Below are 23,101 nucleotides of genomic sequence, written 5' to 3' on the forward strand. Positions count from 1 at the left end.
TTAGATCTTACATGCGCCGCTTTCGCAGCCATCGTCCTGAATAGACGGCACCAGATCGTCCTGCGCATCTTCCGCACCGTCACGGGTGTTGTGATAGTACAGGGTTTTCACGCCAAATTTATAGGCGGTGAGCAGATCTTTCAGCAATTGCTGCATCGGTACTTTACCAGACGGGAAGCGCGTCGGATCGTAGTTGGTGTTGGCTGAAATCGCCTGGTCGATGAATTTCTGCATGATACCGACCAGTTGCAGGTAGCCGTCGTTGCTCGGCATTTCCCACAGCAGCTCATAGCGGTCTTTCAGCCCTTCGTAATCCGGCACCACCTGGCGCAGTACGCCATCTTTCGACGCTTTGATGCTGACATGGCCGCGCGGCGGTTCAATACCGTTAGTGGCGTTGGAGATCTGCGAAGAGGTCTCAGACGGCATCAGGGCGGAAAGCGTGGAGTTACGCAGACCGTGCGTTTTGATGGACTCACGAAGCGCTTCCCAGTTGTAGTGCAGCGCTTCGTTGGCGATCGCATCCAGATCTTTTTTGTAGGTGTCGATCGGCAGAATGCCCTGAGCGTAAGTGGTTTCATTAAACCACGGGCATGCGCCTTGCTCTTTCGCCAGCTCGTTAGAGGCTTTCAGCAGATAGTACTGAATGGCTTCAAACGTTTTGTGCGTCAGGTTGTTCGCGCTGCCGTCAGAGTAACGCACGCCGTGTTTCGCCAGATAGTAAGCGTAGTTAATCACGCCGATACCCAGCGTACGGCGGCCCATTGCGCCGCGTTTAGCCGCCGGAATAGGGTAATCCTGGTAATCCAGCAGCGCATCCAGCGCGCGTACCGCCAGCACCGCCAGCTCTTCCAGCTCATCCAGGCTGTTAATTGCGCCCAGGTTGAAGGCGGAAAGCGTACACAGTGCGATTTCACCGTTTTCGTCGTTAACGTCCATCAGCGGTTTGGTCGGCAGGGCGATTTCCAGGCACAGGTTGGACTGGCGTACCGGCGCAACCTGCGCATCAAACGGGCTGTGGGTGTTGCAGTGATCCACGTTCTGAATGTAGATACGGCCAGTTGATGCGCGTTCCTGCATCATCAGCGAGAACAGATCCACGGCTTTCACGCGCTGCTTACGAATGCTGTCGTCTTTTTCGTATTTGGTGTACAGACGCTCGAACTCGTCCTGATCGGCGAAGAAAGCGTCGTACAGACCCGGAACGTCGGACGGGCTGAACAGGGTGATGTCTTCACCTTTCAGCAGGCGGGTGTACATCAGCTTGTTGATCTGTACGCCGTAGTCCATGTGACGCACGCGGTTGCCTTCCACGCCGCGGTTGTTCTTCAGTACCAGCAGGCTTTCCACTTCCAGATGCCACATCGGGTAGAACAGCGTCGCCGCACCGCCGCGCACGCCGCCCTGAGAGCAGGATTTCACCGCCGTCTGGAAGTGTTTGTAGAACGGAATACAGCCGGTGTGGAACGCTTCGCCGCCGCGAATCGGGCTACCCAGCGCGCGAATACGACCGGCGTTGATGCCGATACCGGCACGCTGAGAAACATATTTCACGATCGCGCTGGAGGTGGCGTTAATGGAGTCCAGGCTGTCGCCGCACTCGATCAGCACGCAGGAGCTGAACTGACGAGTCGGGGTGCGCACGCCGGACATGATTGGCGTCGGCAGAGAAATTTTGAATGTAGAAACCGCATCGTAGAAACGTTTCACGTAGTCGAGACGGGTTTCACGCGGATAGTTAGAGAACAGGCAAGCGGCAACCAGAATATAAAGGAACTGCGCGCTTTCATAAATCTCGCCGGTTACACGGTTCTGTACCAGGTATTTACCTTCCAGCTGCTTAACGGCAGCGTAGGAGAAGGTCATATCACGGTCGTGTACGATGAACGAATCCATCTGCTTGAACTCTTCTTCCGTGTAGTCTTCCAGCAGATGATTGTCGTATTTACCCAGCTCAACCATTTTCACCACATGATCGTAAAGCGCTGGCGGTTCGAACTCGCCGTAAGCCTTTTTACGCAGGTGGAAAATCGCCAGGCGCGCGGCCAGGTACTGATAATCCGGCGCATCGCGGGAGATCAGGTCGGCAGCGGCCTTAATGATGGTCTCATGGATATCGGACGTCTTGATACCGTCGTAGAACTGGATATGAGAACGCAGTTCAACCTGGGAGATGGATACGTTATTCAGTCCTTCTGCCGCCCAATCCAGAACTCGATGGATTTTGTCGAGATTGATGCGTTCAGTACGACCATCACGCTTTGTCACCAGCAGACTCTGATTCATGTGGGTTTTACCTGTCCGTGAAAGAAAAAATATCCCCCGTTTATCCACAATGCCACGTTGTGACTAAGTCTGTGGATAAATACTATATATAGGGGGTAACTGATAAATGAAACGCTATATGGTGAGTATTCTAGTAGGGATTCTTTTCAGTACAAGAGTTGATTTTGAGGTTAAATTGAGGTTGCAAAAGGGTGATAATCGCTAAGTGCGCGTCTTATAAGGCCTGGAGGGCATGTCAATAATTCATAAAAAAAAATGAAAATTTGATCGAGTGCTGATTTCTTCATCTAAGGCAGGAAAAGTTCCTATGATCTGGCGCAAAAATTGCCCTGACGATCCTACTCAGGATTGGTAGGCGATGCGTAGGCCCGGCAAGCGCAGCGCCCCGGGCAAAATTGCCGGATAGCGGCATAAACGCCTTACCCGGCCTACAGACGCAGTTAGTCAACTTGTGCGGTAGTGTGAACCATATAGTTAACATCAACGCCCGGCCCGAGTTTGAAGGTGTTGGTAATCGGATTGTAGTGCAGCCCGGTCATGTGACGCTCTTTCAACACGGTCTGATCGACCCAGTTCAGCAACTCCGCAGGCTTAATAAATTTTTTCACATCGTGCGTGCCTTTCGGCACCATGCGTAAAATATACTCCGCCCCCACCACGGCCATCAGCCACGACTTGCCGTTGCGATTAAGGGTCGAGAAAAAGACTTCACCGCCCGGTTTAACTAATTGCGCACAGGCCCTGACGACCGATTGCGGGTCCGGTACGTGCTCCAGCATCTCCATACAGGTCACGACGTCGTACTGGTGCGCATGTTTCGCCGCATGCTCTTCAACCGTCTCCTGCACGTAATCAACCTGAATACCGCTTTCCAGCGCGTGCAGTTTCGCGACCTGCAAAGGCTCAAAGCCCATATCCAGGCCCGTTACCGTCGCACCTTCACGCACCATGCTCTCAGCCAGAATGCCGCCGCCGCAGCCAACGTCGAGCACCTTTTTGCCGAACAGGCCGCCGGAACGCTCGGCAATGTAGCCCAGGCGCAGCGGGTTAATGCGGTGCAGAGGCTTAAATTCACCCTCAAGATCCCACCAGCGTGACGCGACAGCTTCAAATTTGGCGATTTCTTCGTGATCAACGTTATGCGTCACCGGGGGTTTTTCGGCATTCATTGGCGCTTTTACTCCTTATTTGGCAAGTCGCCTGAGTATATCAGCACGACGGGATGAATAAAGCCTCCGTAGAAGACCATTCCATTTACCTGTCTCATTGCGATTGTGTTATAATTTGCGACCTTTGAATCCGGGATACAGTAGAGGGATAGCGGTTAGATGAGCGACCTTGCGAGAGAAATTACACCGGTCAACATTGAGGAAGAGTTGAAGAGCTCTTATCTGGATTATGCGATGTCGGTCATTGTTGGCCGTGCGCTGCCGGATGTCCGAGATGGCCTGAAGCCGGTACACCGTCGCGTACTATACGCCATGAACGTATTGGGCAATGACTGGAATAAAGCCTATAAAAAATCTGCCCGTGTTGTTGGTGACGTAATCGGTAAATACCATCCTCATGGTGATTCCGCGGTGTACGACACTATCGTCCGTATGGCGCAGCCTTTCTCGCTGCGTTACATGCTGGTGGATGGTCAGGGCAACTTTGGTTCTATCGACGGCGACTCTGCCGCGGCAATGCGTTATACGGAAATCCGTCTGGCGAAGATTGCCCATGAACTGATGGCCGATCTCGAAAAAGAGACGGTGGATTTCGTTGACAACTATGACGGCACGGAAAAAATTCCTGACGTCATGCCGACCAAAATTCCTAACCTGCTGGTAAACGGCTCGTCCGGTATCGCGGTAGGTATGGCCACCAACATCCCGCCGCACAACCTGAAGGAAGTGATCAACGGTTGCCTGGCGTATATCGATGATGAAGACATCAGCATTGAAGGGCTGATGGAATACATTCCTGGCCCGGACTTCCCGACCGCCGCGATCATCAACGGTCGTCGCGGTATTGAAGAAGCCTATCGTACCGGTCGCGGAAAAGTGTACATTCGCGCTCGCGCGGAAGTGGAAGCTGACGCGAAAACCGGCCGCGAAACCATCATCGTTCATGAAATTCCGTACCAGGTGAACAAAGCGCGCCTGATCGAGAAAATCGCTGAACTGGTGAAAGACAAACGCGTTGAAGGCATCAGCGCGCTGCGCGACGAGTCTGATAAAGACGGAATGCGCATCGTGATTGAAGTGAAACGCGATGCCGTCGGGGAAGTGGTGCTTAACAACCTTTATTCCCAGACCCAGTTGCAGGTTTCTTTCGGTATCAACATGGTTGCGCTGCACCACGGCCAGCCGAAGATCATGAACCTGAAAGAGATCATTTCCGCGTTCGTGCGTCACCGCCGCGAAGTGGTGACGCGTCGTACTATTTTCGAACTGCGTAAAGCCCGCGATCGCGCGCATATCCTTGAAGCGCTGGCGATTGCGCTGGCGAACATCGATCCGATCATCGAGATGATCCGCCGTGCGCCAACGCCGGCAGAGGCAAAAGCGGCGTTAATCTCCCGTTCATGGGATCTGGGCAACGTGGCGTCTATGCTGGAACGCGCCGGTGATGATGCTGCCCGTCCTGAGTGGCTGGAGCCGGAGTTTGGCGTGCGTGATGGTCAGTATTACCTGACTGAACAACAGGCACAGGCGATTCTGGATCTGCGCTTGCAGAAACTGACCGGCCTTGAGCATGAAAAACTGCTCGACGAGTACAAAGAGCTGCTGGAACAGATCGCAGAACTGCTGCACATTCTGGGCAGCGCCGATCGTCTGATGGAAGTGATTCGCGAAGAGATGGAACTGATCCGCGATCAGTTTGGCGATGAGCGTCGCACTGAAATCACCGCTAACAGCGCCGATATTAATATCGAAGATCTGATCAGCCAGGAAGATGTGGTTGTAACGCTGTCTCACCAGGGTTACGTCAAATATCAGCCGCTGACCGATTACGAAGCGCAACGTCGTGGCGGGAAAGGTAAATCTGCCGCGCGTATAAAAGAAGAAGACTTTATCGACCGTCTGCTGGTGGCTAACACCCACGACACGATTCTCTGCTTCTCCAGCCGTGGCCGTCTGTACTGGATGAAGGTCTATCAGCTGCCGGAAGCGAGCCGTGGCGCGCGTGGCCGTCCGATCGTCAACCTGCTGCCGCTGGAAGCCGACGAACGTATCACCGCCATTCTGCCGGTACGCGAGTACGAAGAGGGCGTTAACGTCTTTATGGCGACCGCCAGCGGTACGGTGAAGAAAACGGCGCTGACCGAGTTCAGCCGTCCGCGTTCCGCCGGTATTATCGCGGTGAACCTGAACGAAGGCGACGAGCTGATCGGCGTGGATCTGACCTCCGGTTCCGACGAAGTCATGCTGTTCTCCGCTGCCGGTAAAGTGGTGCGCTTTAAAGAAGATGCCGTTCGTGCGATGGGTCGTACCGCGACCGGCGTACGTGGCATCAAACTGGCGGGCGAAGACAGCGTCGTTTCCCTGATTATTCCGCGTGGTGAAGGCGCTATCCTGACCGTGACGCAGAATGGTTACGGTAAACGTACGGCGGAAGGCGAATACCCAACCAAGTCTCGTGGCACGCAGGGCGTTATCTCCATTAAAGTCACCGAGCGTAACGGTTCCGTTGTTGGCGCGGTACAGGTGGATGATGCCGACCAGATCATGATGATCACCGATGCCGGTACGCTGGTTCGTACCCGCGTATCGGAAATCAGCGTCGTTGGCCGTAACACCCAGGGCGTAATCCTCATCCGCACGGCGGAAGATGAAAACGTGGTGGGTCTGCAACGTGTTGCTGAGCCGGTGGATGATGAGGAACTCGACTCCATCGACGGCAGCGTAGCGGAAGGGGACGAGGATATCGCCCCGGAAGCGGAAACCGATGACGATGCAGCGGATGACGCTGACGAGTAATTCGGCGTTGTAAATCGTGTGTGAAAGGAGGCCATTGCGCCTCCTTTTTTTTTGCCGGATGGCGGCGTAAACGCCTTATCAGGCCGCCACCCGGCAAAGGCGCAAATCCTTAATTCATCCTTTCTACTATCATCGCAATACCCTGACCGCCGCCGATGCAGAGCGTGGCCAGCCCGAGCGTTTTATCGTGCGCAGAGAGGGCGTGTAGCAGCGTCACCAGAATACGCGCGCCGCTGGCGCCAATGGGGTGTCCCAGGGCGATAGCCCCACCGTTGACGTTCACCTTATGCGGATCAAAACCGAGCGTCTTACCCACGGCAAGGAACTGTGCGGCAAACGCCTCGTTGGCTTCGATCAGATCGATATCCGAAAGCGTTAAACCGCTCAGTTGCAGCGCCTTCTGCGTGGCGGGAACCGGCCCCATCCCCATTAACGCCGGGGCGACGCCGCCGCTGGCGTAGGCTTTGATACGAGCCAGTGGGGTCAGGCCCGCCGCCAGCGCTGCGGATTCTTCCATCACTACCAGCGCTGCCGCGCCGTCATTGATCCCAGAGGCGTTTCCTGCCGTTACCGTACCCGCCTTGTCGAAGGCCGGGCGTAATGCAGCAAGACCTTCCGCCGTTGAATCGGCTTTCGGAAACTCGTCGCGCTCAAACACCACGGTTTTCTTACGGGATGTGACGCTAACCGGCACAATTTCGGCCTGGAATGCGCCGGAATCAATAGCGGCAACGGCTTTGCGCTGTGAGAGCAGCGCCAGCTCATCCTGCATCTCCCGGCTGATGCCGTATTCCCGGGCGACGTTTTCTGCCGTGATCCCCATATGGTAGCCGTGAGTGGCGCAGATCAGACCGTCGCGCAGGATCACATCGGAGAGCTGTCCGTCGCCAAGGCGATAGCCCCAGCGGGCTTTGGCATCCAGCAGATACGGCGCCTGGCTCATATTTTCCATACCGCCTGCGACAATCGCCTGTGCCTGTCCGGCCTGAATCGCCTGCGCGGCAAGCGCCACGCTTTTGAGGCCGGAGCCGCATACTTTGTTAACGGTAAAGCCGCAGACCGTCTCTGCGAGGCCGCTTTTGAGCAGTGCCTGACGCGCCGGGTTTTGCCCAAGACCAGCCTGTAGCACATTGCCCATAATCACTTCATCCACCCGTTGCGGGTCGAGCTGCGCGCGTTCAAGCGCCGCCTTAATTACGGTGGCGCCAAGGTCGATGGCGCTGGTGGTTGCCAGTGCGCCGTTAAAACTGCCGATTGCGGTACGCGCCGCGCTGACGATGACACAGTTTTTCATCTTCTGTTCCTTAAAAGTGCGTGGTTGCCGTCAGAAAAAGGTCAAACCGATGACAAAAATGATCCCGGAGAAGAGCAGGGCGGTGATGCAGTAGCCCATAATGTCGCGTACCCCGAGTCCGGCGATTGCCAGGGCGGGCAGCGCCCAGAATGGCTGCGCCATATTCATCCACTGCTCACCGTAGGCGATTGCCATGACTGACTTGCCGAGGTCCGCCCCCAGCGCCTGAGCCGCAGGCATGACGAATGGTCCCTGGATAACCCAGTGGCCGCCGCCTGATGGCACGGCAAAGTTAATCAGCGCAGAGCTGAAAAAGGTCATCACCGGGAAGGTGTCTTTGTTGGCGACGTTGATGAAGAATTCAGTGATAAGGCCACCGAGGCCGGAGTGTTCCATCATCAGTTGGATCCCGGCGTAGAAGGGGAACTGCACCAGAATACCGGCGGTACTGCGCGCTGCGGCGCTGATGGCGCGCATGTAGGCCATTGGCGTTTTGTGCAGCAGCAGACCGGCGATCATAAACATCAGATTGACGGTATTGATGGTGATGTTGAATCCCTTCTCGGCGAAGTAGAGCCCCAGATAGGCAATCCCTAATGCGCCAATGATCAGCGCGAGAATGCGGCTCTCTTCCAGTTTTTCCGACGGTGGCGCGTCAGCCGGCAATTTCTTCTGAAAATCGGCTTCTTCCAGCAGCAGTTTCGGATCGATGCTGACCACGTCGGAGGGTTTTGGCGTCATCATTCGGGTAATAAACGGCATCACCACGATGAGGCCGAGCGTGATGAAAATATTGAACCCGGTGAACAGGGTATCGCTAACCGGAATCAACCCCGCGACGTGTTCTACCGGGTTGCCTGGCGTTGCGGCCAGCAGGGGCATAGATCCAGAGAAGCCGCCGCCCCAGGTGAGAAAACCGATATAGGCGCAGGCGATAAGCAGCGGATAATCGGAACCCGGCACGCGACGGGCCACTTCACGGGCAAACATTGCGCCGACCACCAGACCAAAGCCCCAGTTGATCACGCAGGCGACCGAGCCAAAGAAGGTCACCAGCATGACGCCCTGGGCGGGCGTCTTAGCGGCTGAAGCGGCGGTACGCAGCAGACTTTTAACCGGGCCGGAACTGGCCAGAGCGTGGCCCGTCACGATAATCAGCGCCATTTGCATACCGAAAGCCAGCAGGTTCCAGAAGCCGTCGCCCCAGAACCTCACCATACTGACCGGCGTTTGCGGCGTCAGCCAGAGAGCGATCCCGAACGTCAGCAGGGTTAACAGCATTGCGAAGATCAGCGGATCAGGAAGCCAGCGGCTGACGACCCGCGTCATAAAGCGTGAAATACGCCCAATCATGCGTCACCTCTCTGAATGACCAGATCGGCCGCAACCTCAAAGTGCGCTTCAGTTTTTGCCCGCAGGGTTTCCAAATCACACCCTTCGGCGATTTCTGTCAGCCACATCTTGCCGTCGATAAAGCGGAATACAGCCAGTTCGGTAACCAGCATATGCACCGCGTGCTGGGCGGTGAGCGGCATAGTGCACTGGCGCAGAATTTTCGCCGAGCCGTCTTTCGCGCAATGTTCCATTGCAATGATCACTTTGCGCGCGCCGGTGACCAGATCCATTGCGCCCCCCATGCCGGGAACCATTTTGCCGGGAACCACCCAGTTGGCGAGGTTTGCCTGCTCATCCACCTGTAGCCCGCCGAGTACGCAGGCGTCAACATGGCCCCCGCGAATCAATGCGAACGACATGGCGCTGTCGAACATTGCCGCGCCGGGCAAAATGCCGCAGGGTTGACCGCCAGCGTTCACCAGATCCGGGTGGGCCGTCGTGACCGGCCCCAGTCCCAGAAAGCCGTTCTCAGATTGCAGGGTGATGTGAATGTCATCCGGCAGGTAGTTTGCGACCATCGTCGGCAAACCAATTCCCAGGTTAACCACGTCGCCATCATGCAGCTCTTGCGCCACGCGGCGCGCAATACGTTGTTTAGCATCCATTATTTGCTCTCCTGTGGAATAACGATGTGGTCGATAACGGCGCCAGGGGTGACAATCTGGTCAGGCAGTAGCTCGCCTGTTTCAACCATTTCGTCAGGCTCAACCAGGGTGATGTCTGCGGCGAGAGCAATGAGGGGGTTAAAATTACGGGCACTGAGCTGGTAGGTCAGGTTGCCAAGCGGGTCGGCGCAGTGGGCGCGAATAAGCGCCAGATCTGCACGCAGTGGACGCTCCAGCAACCAGGTTTTGCCATCGAGCTGAAGCGTTTGCTTTCCCTCTTCAACCACGGTGCCGACGCCAGTCGGGGTCAGAAAACCGCCCAGCCCGGCGCCGCCGCAGCGGATTTGTTCAATCAGGGTGCCTTGCGGAACCAGCTGAACCTCCATCTCTTTGGCAATCATCCGCCGACCCGTTTCCGGGTTGGTGCCGATATGGGAGGCGATGACCTTGCGCACCCGGCCATTCACGATGAGCGGGCCGATGCCGGTATCGACAAATGCGGTATCGTTGGCGATCAACGTCAGGTCCCTGACACCGGATTCAAGTAAGGCTTCAACAAGGCGGGGCGGGGTGCCTACCCCCATAAAACCGCCAACCATGATGGTCATGCCGTCACGAAAGAAGCCTGAGGCGTTCTGTAAGGTAATCAGTTTTGTTTTCATTATGTTTCCCTTTTGCATACTCCATTTTGGGTACGCAAAGGGAATAGCAAGCGGGATGCCAGGATTAATAAACCGAAAAGAGAAGGCTTAACCTGATGAATATAAAAATTAATTTTCACGGAAGGGGGATGAGAGGGCGTGAGGCGCTATGCAGAATTTTGCGCACTGTGCAAAATTCTGCATAGCAACTTCTGGTATCAGAGGCCTGCCGGATCGATGCCGTATTCCTGCAATTTGTACATCAACGCGCGTCGGCTGATGCCCAGCATTAACGCGGTGCGCGTGCGGTTTCCCTCCTGCTGCTCCAGAACTTCCATAATGATTCGGCGTTCTTCGCGTTTAATCTCTTCTTTCAGGTTCCGTTCACCGGGTTGGGCTGGCTTTATTCCGCTGGCGTGACTCACCGACTGGCGGAACTGGGTAGGGAGGTCTTCGGCAAAAATCACCGCCCCGGTGTTCATCACCACCGCGCGCTCAATCACATTGGATAATTCGCGGATATTACCGGGCCACGGCCAGGCGGTGAGAAGTGACATAGCGGAAGGGTCAATTTCAATAATATCCCGCTGGTTTTCTGAGCTGAATTTCTGCAAAAAGTGGTTGGCCAACAGGGGGATATCTTCCCGCCGCTCACGCAAAGGAGGAAGCGTCAGATGAATCACATTTAGCCGATAAAACAGATCTTCACGGAAGGTGCCTTCTTTCACCATTTCCTGCAAATTCCGGTTGGTGGCGGCGACAATGCGGATATCAACCTGAATGGTTTGATGCCCGCCAATGCGTTCAAACTCCCTCTCCTGGAGGATTCGCAGCAGCTTAGCCTGTAACACCAGCGGCATTTCGCCTATTTCGTCCAGCAGCAGCGTTCCCTGATGAGCGCGCTCAAACAGTCCCTGGCGTCGCGTTTGTGCGCCGGTAAACGCCCCTTTTTCGTGGCCGAACAGTTCGCTTTCCAGCAGTGATTCCGGCAGCGCCGCACAGTTAATCTTGATGAAGGGGCCGTTTGCCCGGCGTGAGTTATAGTGAATGGCGCGGGCGATCAACTCTTTTCCAGTGCCGCTTTCGCCGCTAATGAGCACGTTGGCCTGGGAAAGCGCGATTTTCGCGGTATCTTTGCAGATATCCATCATCCCCGGACTGTTGGTCAGGATATGTCCCCATTGCCAGCTGGTGCTCAGCGCCTGATGCAGGCTGCGGATCTCCTGTTTCATGGCCTGGAGCTGCAAGGCCCGCTGAATCAATAAGTTCAGTTCATCGAGGTCGAACGGTTTAATCACATAATCAAATGCGCCGCTGCGCAGTGCTTCTACGGCGGTTTCCACTTCAGCGTAGGCTGTCATCAGAATAATGGGGACCCGTGGATGCTGTGCGCGCATCACTTTCAGCGCTTCAATGCCGTTCATCTCCGGCATGCGGATGTCCATCAGCACCACGTCGGGCGGCGCGTCGGCAAAATGTTGCAGTGCTGTCTGACCGTTACTGGCGCACTGGGTTTCATGCCCTTGCAGCGAAAACGCGGTGGCGAGCATACGGCGAACATTATCTTCGTCATCAACGATGAGAATACGGTAGCGAGTTTTCATTCTGACGAGGTTTCCTGCGGGTTAATCGGTAAAATAAGGGTAAAGGTCGCGCCGCATCCGGGCATACTGGTAACGTATATGTCGCCCTGATGCGCATTGATAATGCGCTGACTTAACGCCAGCCCGAGGCCGGTTCCTGACGCTTTGGTGGTGAAGAACGGATCAAAGATTTTTTTCTGCAAAGCGACGTCAATACCGCAGCCATTATCTTCAATGGCGATCGCCAGATGCGTGGTCGTGTAGCGCCAGGTTCGGATACGAATTTCGCCGCGCGCGCCTATCGCCTGCACCGCGTTGATAAGCATGTTCAGGAGCACCTGTTTGAGCAGTTCGCGATCGGCGACGATCGTGGGCAATGCGGCGTTGAATTCCGTGTTGAAGTTGATTCGCGCCTGCACCCCGGAAGTCTGCACCAGGATCAACGCCTCCTCGATCAGCGTATTAATGGATACCTGCTGCCACTGACTTTGTCGTGGTCGGGAGAAGTCCAATAGTTGCTGGATGACTTTATTAATAGAATCAATTTCTTTCAGTACGACGGACAGGTACTCCTGATGTACAGGCAGATTGATTTGCTGGCGAATAATCTGCACATAACCCCGGATGGCGGTGAGCGGGTTGCGCACTTCATGCGCCACGCCTGCCATCAGTTCACCCAGCGTGGCGAGTCTCTCCGTTTGCGCCAGACGGCGCTGCGCCTCTTTACGGGCGGTTAAATCGGAAAACATCACCAGCGCGCCAATCAACTCACCGTCAGCGTTATGAATACGACTGGTGGTGACGCTGAGTTCAATTGTCCGGTCACGCGCGGGGAAGCTGACTTCCTGAGCCAGATGTTCGGTGCCGTTCTCCAGAGTGTCAAGCACAGGGCTGGAGAAATGAGGATCGGCGAACAGCGTTGAGTAGGGGCGCCCGGCCAGTTCATGCAGCGTATAACCCGTGATGGTCTCTGCGGCAGGGTTCATCGTGGTGACATTACCTTGTCTGTCGATCGCGATAACCCCATCGGCGGCGTTCTCAATAATCAGATCGTTCAGCGTCTTGGTTTCCCGCAGTGTCTGCGCCAGAGCGTTGACGCTGCGGCTGATTTGCCCCAGTTCACCGGGGAGATCGGGTAACTGGGCCGGCGTTTTCTGCGCAAGAGTAGGCAAGCCTTCAGTGATGATATCGATATTGGCGCTCAGACGGCGTGAGAAGAGAATGATCAGTAACAGGCTGCTGATAAGCCCCGCCGCCAGAACGGCAATAATACGAACATCCATTTTCCAGGCCTGTCGGCGAATATCTTCGGTCAACTCATTCGCCCAGATATAACCAATGACCTCGCCATGCCGCGCTATCGGAATCATTGAGTTGAGGATATCGCCGCGCACCTGCCGGCCTGAAAATACCACCGGGGCGTTGGTACTCATGACCTCCCGGCCAGGATGATCGGGAGCGATAGTGACCCCGACGTTGTTCTGATACAGTGCCGAAGGAGCGTAGGTGATAATGGCGTCCAGCGCCTTATTGTAATAGCCCGCGCCAATTCCCGGAAACGCGCGGGTGATACGCTCAGTGACCGGTGATAACTGCGCATTCAGCGCGCGGATACGCTCATCGCGCGGCAGATTTTCATGCTGGTTGAAGCTGTCGCCCAGCGCTTCATCAAGCAGATGCACGACAGCCGATAATTTTTTCTCTTTTTCAGATAAGACCGCTGATCGGCCTTCGGTTTCTACGATATAACCAATAGAGAGCGTCGGCACGATGACCATCAGGATAGCCATCAGTATCATTTGATTGCGTAAGCGTCGCGGGTAAAGCCGTCTCAGGTAGCGCATGCTGACATCCGTGTGGTCTTTATCAGGCAAACGCCGATTATCGGGGGTTGAGGCGCAGGTTTCTCAGCGGTATATCATATTCCCGCAAAGAGAGGGCATTGCGACGTCGGGCATTTACCGCTACCTTAACCACACTCTATTTATCGCCTGAGGCGGAGCTTCGCCCCTTTGAAATACCTTGCTTCCTTTCGTACAACCCTGAAAGTTTCGCGCTACCTGTTCAGAGCGTTGGCGTTACTGATCTGGCTGCTGATCGCTTTTGCTTCGGTGTTTTACATCGTTAATGCGCTGCATCAGAGAGAGTCTGAAATCCGTCAGGAATTCAATCTCAGTTCCGACCAGGCGCAGCGCTATATTCAGCGCACGTCTGACGTAATGAAAGAACTCAAATACATTGCCGAGAATCGCTTAACGGCGGAAAACGGCGTGATGTCCAGCCGGGCGCGCGACGATAAAACCGTGGTGCCCAATTTTGAGCCGCTGTTTGCCGACTCCGACTGTGCGGCAATGGGGAATGCCTGGCGCGGGTCGCTGGAGTCGCTGGCCTGGTTTATGCGCTACTGGCGCGACAATTTTTCTGCGGCCTACGATCTGAATCGTGTTTTCCTGATTGGCAGCGACAATCTCTGTATGGCGAATTTCGGCCTGCGCGATATGCCGGTCGAACGTGATAATGCGCTGAAAACGCTGCATGAGCGCATTGTTAAGTACCGCAATGCCCCGCAGGAAGAGAGCGGGAATAACCTTTTCTGGATTAGCCAGGGGCCGCGCCCCGGCATCGGCTATTTTTATGCCCTGACGCCGGTTTATCTGGCCAACCGCTTGCAGGCGCTGCTGGGCGTCGAGCAGTCCATTCGGATGGAGAACTTTTTCACGCCGGGAAGTTTGCCTATGGGGGTGACGATCCTCGATGAAAATGGTCATCCGCTGATTTCGCTAACCGGGCCGGAAAGCAACATCAGGCCGGAACCCCGCTGGATGCAGGAGCGCTCCTGGTTTGGCTACACGCCAGGGTTCCGTGAGCTGGTTCTGAAGAAAAGCCTGCCGCCATCGTCGCTCAGCATTGTCTACTCCGTACCGGTCGATCTGGTGCTGGAGCATATTCGAATGCTGATTCTGAATGCTATTCTGCTGAATGTGCTGGTGGGCGCCGCCTTGTTCACGCTGGCGCGCATGTATGAACGGCGTATCTTTATTCCGGCGGAAAGCGATGCTCAGCGGCTGGAAGAGCATGAGCAGTTTAACCGGAAAATCGTCGCTTCCGCGCCGGTGGGGATTTGCATCCTGCGTACCATTGACGGGGTCAATATTCTCAGTAATGAACTGGCGCATACCTACCTCAATATGCTCACCCATGAGGACCGGCAAAGGCTGACGCAAATTATCTGTGGTCAGCAGGTTAACTTCGTCGATGTGTTGACCAGCAACAATACCAATCTGCAAATCAGCTTTGTCCATTCGCGCTATCGTAATGAAAACGTGGCGATTTGCGTGCTGGTGGATGTGAGCGCGCGCGTCAAAATGGAAGAGTCGTTGCAGGAGATGGCGCAGGCGGCGGAGCAGGCGAGCCAGTCCAAATCAATGTTCCTTGCGACCGTGAGCCACGAGCTGCGCACGCCGCTGTACGGGATTATCGGTAACCTCGATCTGCTGCAAACCAAAGCGCTGCCGAAGGGGGTCGACAGGCTGGTTACGGCGATGAACAACTCCTCCAGCCTGCTGCTGAAAATCATCAGCGATATTCTCGACTTCTCAAAAATCGAATCCGAGCAGTTGAAGATTGAACCGCGTGAGTTCTCGCCGCGTGAGGTGATGAACCACATTACGGCAAACTATTTACCGCTGGTGGTGAGAAAACAGCTTGGCCTGTACTGCTTTATTGAACCGGATGTACCGGTTGCGCTGAACGGCGACCCGATGCGTCTGCAACAGGTGATTTCTAACCTGCTGAGTAACGCCATCAAATTTACCGATACCGGTTGTATTGTGCTGCATGTGCAGTGTGATGGCGATTATCTCAGTATTCAGGTACGCGATACCGGCGTGGGGATTCCGGCGAAAGAGGTTGTGCGTTTGTTCGATCCTTTCTTCCAGGTGGGAACCGGCGTGCAGCGTAATTTCCAGGGAACCGGCCTGGGGCTGGCGATTTGTGAAAAACTGATCAGCATGATGGATGGGGATATCTCCGTCGATTCAGAACCCGGGATGGGCAGCCAGTTTACGTTACGCATTCCACTTTATGGCGCGCAGTACCCGCAGAAAAAAGGCGTCGAAGGGCTGGCTCAAACGCGTTGCTGGCTGGCGGTACGCAACGCGTCGCTGTGTCATTTTATTGAGTCCAGCCTGGCGCGAAGCGGTGTCGATGTGCTTCGTTACGAAGGGCAAAAACCGGCGCCGGAGGATATTCTGATTACGGATGATGTGCTGGAGCTGGCATGGCAGGGGCGTGCGGCGGTTGTTTTCAGCCGCCGCCATATTGGTATTCCGCAGGAAAGAGCGCCGGGCGAGTGGGTACACAGCGTGGCGTCGCCGCATGAATTGCCTGCGCTGCTGGCGCGGATTTACAGTATTGAGCTTGATAACGACGCGCTTGCAACGGCGCTGCCTGCGCCGGATAAAACCGACGCGACGAATGACGACATGATGATCCTCGTGGTGGACGATCATCCGATCAACCGTCGTTTGCTGGCCGATCAGTTGGGATCGCTGGGGTATCAATGCAAGACCGCGAATGACGGCGTCGATGCGTTGAACGTGCTGAGTAAAAACCATATTGATATCGTGCTGAGCGACGTCAACATGCCGAATATGGACGGCTACCGCCTGACGCAGCGCATTCGCCAGCTAGGGTTGACGTTGCCGGTGGTTGGCGTCACGGCTAACGCGCTGGCGGAAGAGAAACAGCGTTGTCTGGAGTCCGGTATGGATAGCTGCCTGTCCAAGCCGGTGACGTTAGATGTGCTTAAGCAGACGCTGGCGGTGTATGCGGAGCGGGTGAGAAAGACGCGGGCATAAAAAAGGCCGGATGGCGGTTTCGCCTTCTCCGGCCTACTGCGGTCATCAACGTCGGCCTGATAAGCGCAACGCCATCAGGCACCTGACGTTTGATCAGTCTTTGTCCGCCGGGCTCAGCGTGACGGAAGAGAGGTAATTCAGCAGCGCGATATCGTTTTCGACGCCCAGCTTCATCATCGCCGATTTTTTCTGGCTACTGATGGTCTTAATGCTGCGGTTCAGTTTCTTGGCGATTTCCGTCACCAGGAAACCTTCTGCGAACAGACGCAGGACTTCACTCTCTTTCGGGGACAGACGTTTGTCGCCATAACCGCCCGCGCTGATTTTCTCCAGCAGGCGGGAGACGCTTTCCGGGGTAAACTTCTTGCCCTTTTGCAGCGCGGCCAGCGCTTTAGGCAAGTCAGTCGGCGCGCCTTGTTTCAGCACAATCCCCTCAATGTCGAGATCCAGCACCGCGCTCAGAATTGCCGGGTTGTTGTTCATCGTCAGAACGATGATCGACAGGCTCGGGAAATGACGTTTAATGTATTTGATGAGGGTAATCCCGTCACCGTATTTATCTCCCGGCATGGAGAGGTCGGTAATCAACACATGCGCATCTAATTTAGGCAGGTTGTTGATCAGTGCTGTGGAATCTTCAAACTCGCCGACAACATTCACCCACTCGATTTGTTCAAGTGATTTGCGAATACCGAACAGTACAATCGGATGGTCATCGGCAATAATTACGTTCATATTGTTCATGTATTGGGCTACCTTGCTACAGCAAGCTCTTGACGTAGCTGTCAATGTCGCTGATGTATTTTTCTATACCTGGAGCATCTTTCTCACGAATAAGATGTTCCAGCGTTTCACATAACTGCTTGCCGGGTACCAGATTAAGCATAGCAAACACGCCTTTCAGGCGGTGGGCTGTCTGCGCCAGCGCAGCGAAATCACTGGTCGCTGCCTCAGTATACAACCTCTTAACATCATCCGGTACTGTGTCTACAAAGAGCGCGTAATAACCGCTGGCATGAAGTTCGGCGTTTTCATCTCCGCCGAGGGGCGACTCTGGAATCTCTTCCTGCGCCAGTTGCTCTTCTATCAGTTGTAGTACAGCTTCCTGCATAGCGTTGCTCATATTAAAGTTGACGCGCAGTTGGCCAGGACCCATTTTCCGCACGCCTGACTCATCATCGCTTAAAAGCAAGCCGGAGGCAGTAAGATTAGACGGATTATCAGTTAAAAAGAGATCATATTCTTGACTTATTTGCCGATCATCCGGCGTGATGCAGGTGGCTCCCCAGTTTTCCAGCTGACGCAACACAATATTGCGCACGTCATTAGAGGTGACGTCAACCATTACGCAAACGTCATCCAGCAAGCGCTCTTCATCATTTACATGTTGGTCATGCGGGGTCATTTTAACATGTACGGTATAGCGCGTCCCCAGCGCATCGCGTGCTTTAATATTCAGATGCCCGCCGAGCTTACGCGCCAGCTGATCGCACAACCAGAAGGTTAACGGATTCGCTTTCCCGTAGCGATCGCTTTGCGTTTCATTGATATACGGGAAATGGAGATTGTCGATCTCATTGAGCGTCACGCCTTCACCGGTATCCAGAATGCGGAAGGTCAGGCGTTCTTCAGCCGACTCATCCTGATCGACTTCCAGCGTGATTTTCCCAATCTGCGTGGTCGTGACCGCGTACTGGATCAGCAACAGCAGAATGCGGCGCAGGGCGTCACGGTCGCCACGGCGTTCATCGTTGGCGCTAAGGTGGTTTTTGATCAGCAGTTGCAGACCCTTGCGCTTAATCGCAGGCAGAACGTCCGGCACCACTTCGTCAATCAGATCCTGAATGGAGAACAGCGTCGGCTCACTTTTCCAGGTATCATTCTCCAGAATATTCGCCAACTGAATTTCATCTATCATACGCACCAGAACATCCGCCTGGTTCGCCAGCTTCTGGCTTTCCGGCGTGTCTGCGGCAGCGGCGTTGATCGCCAGTATCCGCACGGGTTCTTTCAAGGCATTGCCAATATTTTGCATAAACGCGGCGCGGCTCTGCTGGTTTTTCTCATACAGACGCTGCGCCTGCCTGAGCTTCTTGTTCACCAGCACTTCCCGGTCCTGATCGCGAATAATAAAGATCTGCGTGCGAGGGGCGACCTGGCTGCGGAACAGGCGAATTTCATACAGCTCGTTATTGATCGTCGCCTGAATGATGCCCTGATGCTGCTCCGCCATGCTGGTGATGTTTTGCAGATTTAAATGCGGCAGCAAATGGTCGGCGATTTTATTGCTGATGACGGTGCGATTGGCCTCCTGGTCATGCACCAGCAGCCCCAGCGGCAGCAGGGAGACGATCTCTTCATTAATCGCGCGCAGAATACGCAGTTCATTATTTGCGGTATTGCTTGTCGCCACTTCCGTTGAACGGCCAGGCTGGTGGCGGAAGGTGGTGTAGCCAAACAGCGCCAGCGCAAGCAGGCCGATATTCAACAGTAACGGCAGCAGGATATTTTGCAGCGTATCAAGCAATAGCGTGCCGAAAGGAACCTGCCAGACCAGCCGCATATCGGTTGAGTTCAGCGCGGAAGAAATCTCAATTTTGGCGCTGTTGAAGCTGATGCTGACGCTGTCTGGAGACTCTTTCTCCGTATTACGTACCGTCGTGGTTGAGGAGTCGGGTTCCAGGCGGAAGCTGTCCAGCGGCATTCCCGGCGGGATCAGGTCGTTGATCGGCAAATCGAACGCCACAACCGTTGCCAGATGCCCCGGCTGATTAAAAGTGGTGCGCAGCGTAAAGTAATGGCCGTTTTGCCACGCCAGACGACGTAACGAAGAGAAGCTTTCGCGTTCATCCAGCGCATTCGCCTGTTGCAGCATCTCCGCCCGACGGGAATCGACAATATTGCCAATCGCAGACTCTTTAAAGCCGGAGGAGAGATCCTTGAGCGGCAGGGTGGAGATGAGAATCAGGCTGTTGTCCTGCCCGTTCAGATAATACATCGACCAGGGCACGTTCTCCGCGCCCCACAGCGTATCGAGATAGGTGGAAATCCGCTGGGTCATTTCCAGCGTTGAGCTGTCATGCGAGCCAAAAATAAGCGCTTCGGTCTTACGGCGCGGTTTTTCAAGGTAGTAGACGTCTTGTTTCAGACGCGTTTCCTGCAAACCCTCGCTCGTGGATGGGTTAGCCGTCGCGGCAATGTTGTCATAGATTTGCCAGGTCACGTAGCGCCAGGTGTCTACGCGCTTATGAATAGCATGGGTGATATCGACAATCTGATAGCTCTTGTCTTTCAGCCAGGCGTTGACCGCGCTTTGCACCATCACGCCCATCGTTACAAGTAACACAATGATCAGTAATAAGAAGAAACGGGTAATGCTTCCCGGCAGAAGGGAGAATCGGGTAGAAACCGTTGTATCAGACTGACTCATTCGTGTTTATGACCTGTTAAAACAACGCTAAAGAGGAAAGGGCAGTATAAAGGGTACTGTGTGAATTTCCATACTCTCGCTCATCAGACACGCTGCATTTTTCCGCCCGCGCCGCGAAGGCGTTTCCCTAAGCAAAACGTGTACAGCGTTGGCGCAGATGTATAAATATAAACACAATGAAATAAAATTTAGCACTAAATAACAAGAAATTATTTGTTGGCATGACTGGTGATTATCACGAGGGGGGTAGTAAACCGTTGTGATTATTTAAATCCGGTAGCACAAGAAGATAAAATTTGTGTAAAGAAGGGTAAAAAAAAACCGAATGCGAGGCATCCGGTTGAAATAGGGGTAAACAGACATTCAGAAATGAATGACGGTAATAAATAAAGTTAATGATGATAGCGCTGACTATTTTAGTTGCGAGTGAAGATTTTGTTTTATCATTCAGTGCTATGATTTTCATGAATATAATGCATTGAATTATAATGAAAAATAAATATGTTTTGATGATTCGTGCTTATTTGTCCCATTTTTTGCTTTTAAAAAAGTTCCATGCCATTAATAATTTGAAACACCTATGGCGATAAATGAAACATTTTAAAGATTTTAGTATCATATCCGTGTTGGATTATTCTGCATTTTTGCGGAGAATGAAATTGCCGACTGGTTAAGAGGGTTAATCAGTATGCAGTGGCAATAAAAAAGCAAATAAAGGCATATAACAGAGGGTTAATAACATGAAAGTTAAAGTACTGTCCCTCCTGGTACCGGCTCTGCTGGTAGCAGGCGCAGCAAATGCGGCTGAAGTTTATAACAAAGACGGCAACAAATTGGACCTGTTCGGTAAAGTCGACGGTCTGCACTATTTCTCTGATGACGATGGCAACGACGGCGATCAGACCTATATGCGTCTCGGCTTCAAAGGCGAAACCCAGGTTAACGATCAGATCACCGGCTACGGTCAGTGGGAATATCAGATTCAGGGTAACGACGCTGAAACCACTAACAACTCCTGGACCCGTGTGGCGTTTGCTGGTGTGAAATTTGGCGATGCAGGTTCCTTCGACTACGGTCGTAACTACGGCGTAATCTACGATGTAACGGCCTGGACCGACGTTCTGCCGGAATTCGGCGGCGACACCTACGGCGCGGATAACTTCATGCAGCAGCGTGCTAACGGCCTGGCAACCTACCGTAATACTGACTTCTTCGGTCTGGTTGAAGGTCTGAATTTTGCGTTGCAGTATCAGGGTAAAAACGGCAGCGCCAGCGGTGAAAACGACGTTGCGGATGGTCGTAGCCTGCTGAAACAGAACGGCGACGGCTTCGGCGGATCTCTGACCTATGATATCGGCGAAGGCTTCAGCGTTGGTGGTGCAATCACCTCTTCCAAACGTACTGCTGACCAGAATTCGGCTGGCGTATACGGCAGCGGCGATCGTGCGACCGTTTATACCGGTGGTCTGAAATACGACGCTAACAACGTTTACCTGGCAGCGCAGTACTCTCAGACTTACAACGCAACCCGCTTTGGTTCTTCCCAGAACAGCCGTAGCGACTCTTATGGCTTTGCTGATAAAGCACAAAACTTCGAAGTGGTTGCACAGTACCAGTTCGACTTCGGTCTGCGTCCGTCCGTGGCTTACCTGCAATCTAAAGGTAAGGATATCTCCAACGGCACCACCAACTACGGCGATCAGGATATCCTGAAATATGTTGATGTTGGCGCGACCTACTACTTCAACAAAAACATGTCTACCTACGTTGATTACAAAATCAACCTGCTGGATGACAACACCTTTACCCGTAACGCGGGTATCAGCACTGACGACATCGTTGCTCTGGGCCTGGTTTACCAGTTCTGATTGCGGACAATGTCAACTAAAGGGCCTGCGGGCCCTTTTTTAATGCGTTTTTTACGGCGTACAAATAGCGATTTTTGGTGTACTCTTGCGCGCGTTCGCATGAGGATAATCACGTATGGAAATGACCTTTTGTCGGGCAGCGCTGCTGGCCGCGACGATCTTTTTTGTGGGGTGCGATGATGCCCCAAAACCGGCTGATACAGCGTCACCCGCTGCAACCGTACTGGAAGGGAAAACGATGGGCACTTTCTGGCGGGTCAGCGTGGTGGATGTGGACGCCAGCCGTGCTGAGGAATTACGTAACAGAATTCAGACGCAGCTTGATGCCGACGATCAGCTGTTGTCCACGTACAAAAATGACTCGGCGCTGATGCGCTTCAACCATTCGCAAAGTCTTTCTCCCTGGCCAGTTAGCGAAGCAATGGCCGATATCATTACCTCGGCGCTGCGCATTGGCGCGAAAACCGATGGCGCGATGGATATTACCGTGGGGCCGCTGGTGAATCTGTGGGGGTTCGGCCCGGAGCAACAGCCGCTACATGTTCCCACACAGCCGCAGATTGACAGCGCAAAAGCAAAGACCGGGCTGCAACATCTGCGGGTCATCAATCAGGCGCGACAGCAATATCTGCAAAAAGATCTGCCGGATCTGTTCGTCGATCTCTCAACCGTGGGGGAAGGGTATGCGGCCGATCATCTGGCGCGCTTGATGGAACAGGAAGGCATTGCCCGCTATCTGGTCTCCGTCGGCGGCGCCCTGAACAGTCGCGGCATGAATGCGCAGGGGCAACCCTGGCGTGTGGCGATCCAAAAACCGACCGATCAAGAAAACGCGGTACAGGCAATTGTCGATATTAACGGGCATGGCATCAGTACCTCCGGCAGCTACCGTAACTATTACGAACTGGACGGGAAGCGCCTGTCTCACGTTATTGATCCGCAGACCGGGCGTCCCATAGAACACAATCTGGTCTCCGTGACGGTTATCGCCCCGACGGCGCTGGAAGCGGACGGCTGGGATACCGGGTTGATGGTGCTCGGCACGGAAAAGGCCAAAGAGGTGGTGCGCCGGGAAGGGCTGGCGGTGTACATGATCATGAAAGAGGGCGAGGGTTTTAAAACCTGGATGTCGCCGCAGTTCAAAAGCTTCCTCGTGAGTGATAAAAATTAAAAAG

14 protein-coding genes are annotated in these 23,101 nt (G+C 54.2%); 4 read left to right on the forward strand and 10 right to left on the reverse strand.

The window, feature by feature from the left end; all coding sequences use genetic code 11:
- Positions 1-2,286, reverse strand: a complete 2,286-nt coding sequence (gene nrdA / locus FD428_RS07200) for a class 1a ribonucleoside-diphosphate reductase subunit alpha (RefSeq protein ID WP_012131522.1) — start codon at positions 2,284-2,286, stop codon at positions 1-3.
- Between the two features lie 440 nt (positions 2,287-2,726).
- Positions 2,727-3,455, reverse strand: coding sequence for a bifunctional 2-polyprenyl-6-hydroxyphenol methylase/3-demethylubiquinol 3-O-methyltransferase UbiG (gene ubiG / locus FD428_RS07205; RefSeq protein ID WP_114848244.1), 729 nt, complete (start codon positions 3,453-3,455; stop codon positions 2,727-2,729).
- A gap of 159 nt (positions 3,456-3,614) precedes the next feature.
- Here ubiG and gyrA point away from each other — a divergent pair, with 159 nt between their 5' ends.
- Positions 3,615-6,251: a DNA topoisomerase (ATP-hydrolyzing) subunit A gene (gene gyrA, locus FD428_RS07210; RefSeq protein WP_012131524.1), complete on the forward strand. Its 2,637-nt coding sequence runs from the start codon at positions 3,615-3,617 to the stop codon at positions 6,249-6,251.
- Positions 6,252-6,360: 109 nt separating this feature from the next.
- Here the strand turns inward: gyrA and FD428_RS07215 are convergent, their stop codons facing one another.
- The 6 genes from FD428_RS07215 to atoS form a co-directional block, all read right to left on the reverse strand.
- The gene (locus tag FD428_RS07215) at positions 6,361-7,545 is read right to left on the reverse strand and encodes an acetyl-CoA C-acetyltransferase (RefSeq protein WP_114848243.1); all 1,185 of its coding nucleotides are present in this window, start codon (positions 7,543-7,545) and stop codon (positions 6,361-6,363) included.
- A gap of 30 nt (positions 7,546-7,575) precedes the next feature.
- Positions 7,576-8,898 (reverse strand): TIGR00366 family protein, encoded by a 1,323-nt coding sequence (locus FD428_RS07220; protein ID WP_012131527.1) that lies wholly within the window; start codon positions 8,896-8,898, stop codon positions 7,576-7,578.
- Positions 8,895-9,545 (reverse strand): 3-oxoacid CoA-transferase subunit B, encoded by a 651-nt coding sequence (locus tag FD428_RS07225; protein ID WP_012131528.1) that lies wholly within the window; start codon positions 9,543-9,545, stop codon positions 8,895-8,897. The genes FD428_RS07220 and FD428_RS07225 overlap by 4 nt, the downstream gene beginning before the upstream one ends.
- Positions 9,545-10,207 (reverse strand): acetate CoA-transferase subunit alpha, encoded by a 663-nt coding sequence (atoD, locus tag FD428_RS07230; RefSeq protein ID WP_114848242.1) that lies wholly within the window; start codon positions 10,205-10,207, stop codon positions 9,545-9,547. The genes FD428_RS07225 and atoD overlap by 1 nt, the downstream gene beginning before the upstream one ends.
- Before the next feature lie 197 nt (positions 10,208-10,404).
- Complete coding sequence (gene atoC / locus FD428_RS07235; RefSeq protein ID WP_012131530.1) at positions 10,405-11,790, reverse strand: acetoacetate metabolism transcriptional regulator AtoC; 1,386 nt, start codon at positions 11,788-11,790, stop codon at positions 10,405-10,407.
- On the reverse strand, positions 11,787-13,613 hold the full coding sequence (gene atoS / locus FD428_RS07240; protein ID WP_114848241.1) for a two-component system sensor histidine kinase AtoS: 1,827 nt from the start codon (positions 13,611-13,613) through the stop codon (positions 11,787-11,789). Before atoS ends, atoC begins: the two co-directional genes overlap by 4 nt.
- Positions 13,614-13,781: 168 nt before the next feature.
- Here atoS and rcsC point away from each other — a divergent pair, with 168 nt between their 5' ends.
- Complete coding sequence (gene rcsC / locus FD428_RS07245) at positions 13,782-16,628, forward strand: two-component system sensor histidine kinase RcsC (protein WP_047462396.1); 2,847 nt, start codon at positions 13,782-13,784, stop codon at positions 16,626-16,628.
- 93 nt (positions 16,629-16,721) lie between these two features.
- Here rcsC and rcsB read toward each other — a convergent pair whose 3' ends face one another.
- The gene (rcsB, locus tag FD428_RS07250; RefSeq protein ID WP_001061917.1) at positions 16,722-17,372 is read right to left on the reverse strand and encodes a response regulator transcription factor RcsB; all 651 of its coding nucleotides are present in this window, start codon (positions 17,370-17,372) and stop codon (positions 16,722-16,724) included.
- 16 nt (positions 17,373-17,388) lie between these two features.
- Complete coding sequence (gene rcsD, locus FD428_RS07255; RefSeq protein WP_114848240.1) at positions 17,389-20,058, reverse strand: phosphotransferase RcsD; 2,670 nt, start codon at positions 20,056-20,058, stop codon at positions 17,389-17,391.
- A gap of 740 nt (positions 20,059-20,798) precedes the next feature.
- Between rcsD and FD428_RS07260 the strand changes: the two genes are divergently transcribed.
- Positions 20,799-21,926 carry a porin OmpC gene (locus FD428_RS07260; protein WP_012131537.1) on the forward strand — a complete coding sequence of 376 codons (1,128 nt, stop codon included), beginning with the start codon at positions 20,799-20,801 and terminating at the stop codon, positions 21,924-21,926.
- A gap of 115 nt (positions 21,927-22,041) precedes the next feature.
- Positions 22,042-23,097, forward strand: coding sequence for an FAD:protein FMN transferase ApbE (apbE, locus tag FD428_RS07270; RefSeq protein ID WP_114848239.1), 1,056 nt, complete (start codon positions 22,042-22,044; stop codon positions 23,095-23,097).
- The last annotated feature ends 4 nt before the right edge of the window (positions 23,098-23,101 follow it).

Source organism: Citrobacter sp. TBCP-5362 (genome assembly GCF_005406305.1).
In the GTDB taxonomy this organism is placed as follows: domain Bacteria; phylum Pseudomonadota; class Gammaproteobacteria; order Enterobacterales; family Enterobacteriaceae; genus Citrobacter_B; species Citrobacter_B koseri.

Bases quoted from the DNA above. Each gene is read 5' to 3' on its own strand.
- nrdA (WP_012131522.1), bottom strand. From the start codon at position 2,286: ATGAATCAGAGTCTGCTGGTGACAAAGCGTGATGGTCGTACTGAACGC.
- rcsD (WP_114848240.1), bottom strand. From the start codon at position 20,058: ATGAGTCAGTCTGATACAACGGTTTCTACCCGATTCTCCCTTCTGCCG.
- ubiG (WP_114848244.1), bottom strand. From the start codon at position 3,455: ATGAATGCCGAAAAACCCCCGGTGACGCATAACGTTGATCACGAAGAA.
- FD428_RS07220 (WP_012131527.1), bottom strand. From the start codon at position 8,898: ATGATTGGGCGTATTTCACGCTTTATGACGCGGGTCGTCAGCCGCTGG.
- atoC (WP_012131530.1), bottom strand. From the start codon at position 11,790: ATGAAAACTCGCTACCGTATTCTCATCGTTGATGACGAAGATAATGTT.
- atoS (WP_114848241.1), bottom strand. From the start codon at position 13,613: ATGCGCTACCTGAGACGGCTTTACCCGCGACGCTTACGCAATCAAATG.
- apbE (WP_114848239.1), top strand. From the start codon at position 22,042: ATGGAAATGACCTTTTGTCGGGCAGCGCTGCTGGCCGCGACGATCTTT.
- gyrA (WP_012131524.1), top strand. From the start codon at position 3,615: ATGAGCGACCTTGCGAGAGAAATTACACCGGTCAACATTGAGGAAGAG.
- atoD (WP_114848242.1), bottom strand. From the start codon at position 10,207: ATGAAAACAAAACTGATTACCTTACAGAACGCCTCAGGCTTCTTTCGT.
- FD428_RS07225 (WP_012131528.1), bottom strand. From the start codon at position 9,545: ATGGATGCTAAACAACGTATTGCGCGCCGCGTGGCGCAAGAGCTGCAT.
- rcsB (WP_001061917.1), bottom strand. From the start codon at position 17,372: ATGAACAATATGAACGTAATTATTGCCGATGACCATCCGATTGTACTG.
- FD428_RS07215 (WP_114848243.1), bottom strand. From the start codon at position 7,545: ATGAAAAACTGTGTCATCGTCAGCGCGGCGCGTACCGCAATCGGCAGT.
- FD428_RS07260 (WP_012131537.1), top strand. From the start codon at position 20,799: ATGAAAGTTAAAGTACTGTCCCTCCTGGTACCGGCTCTGCTGGTAGCA.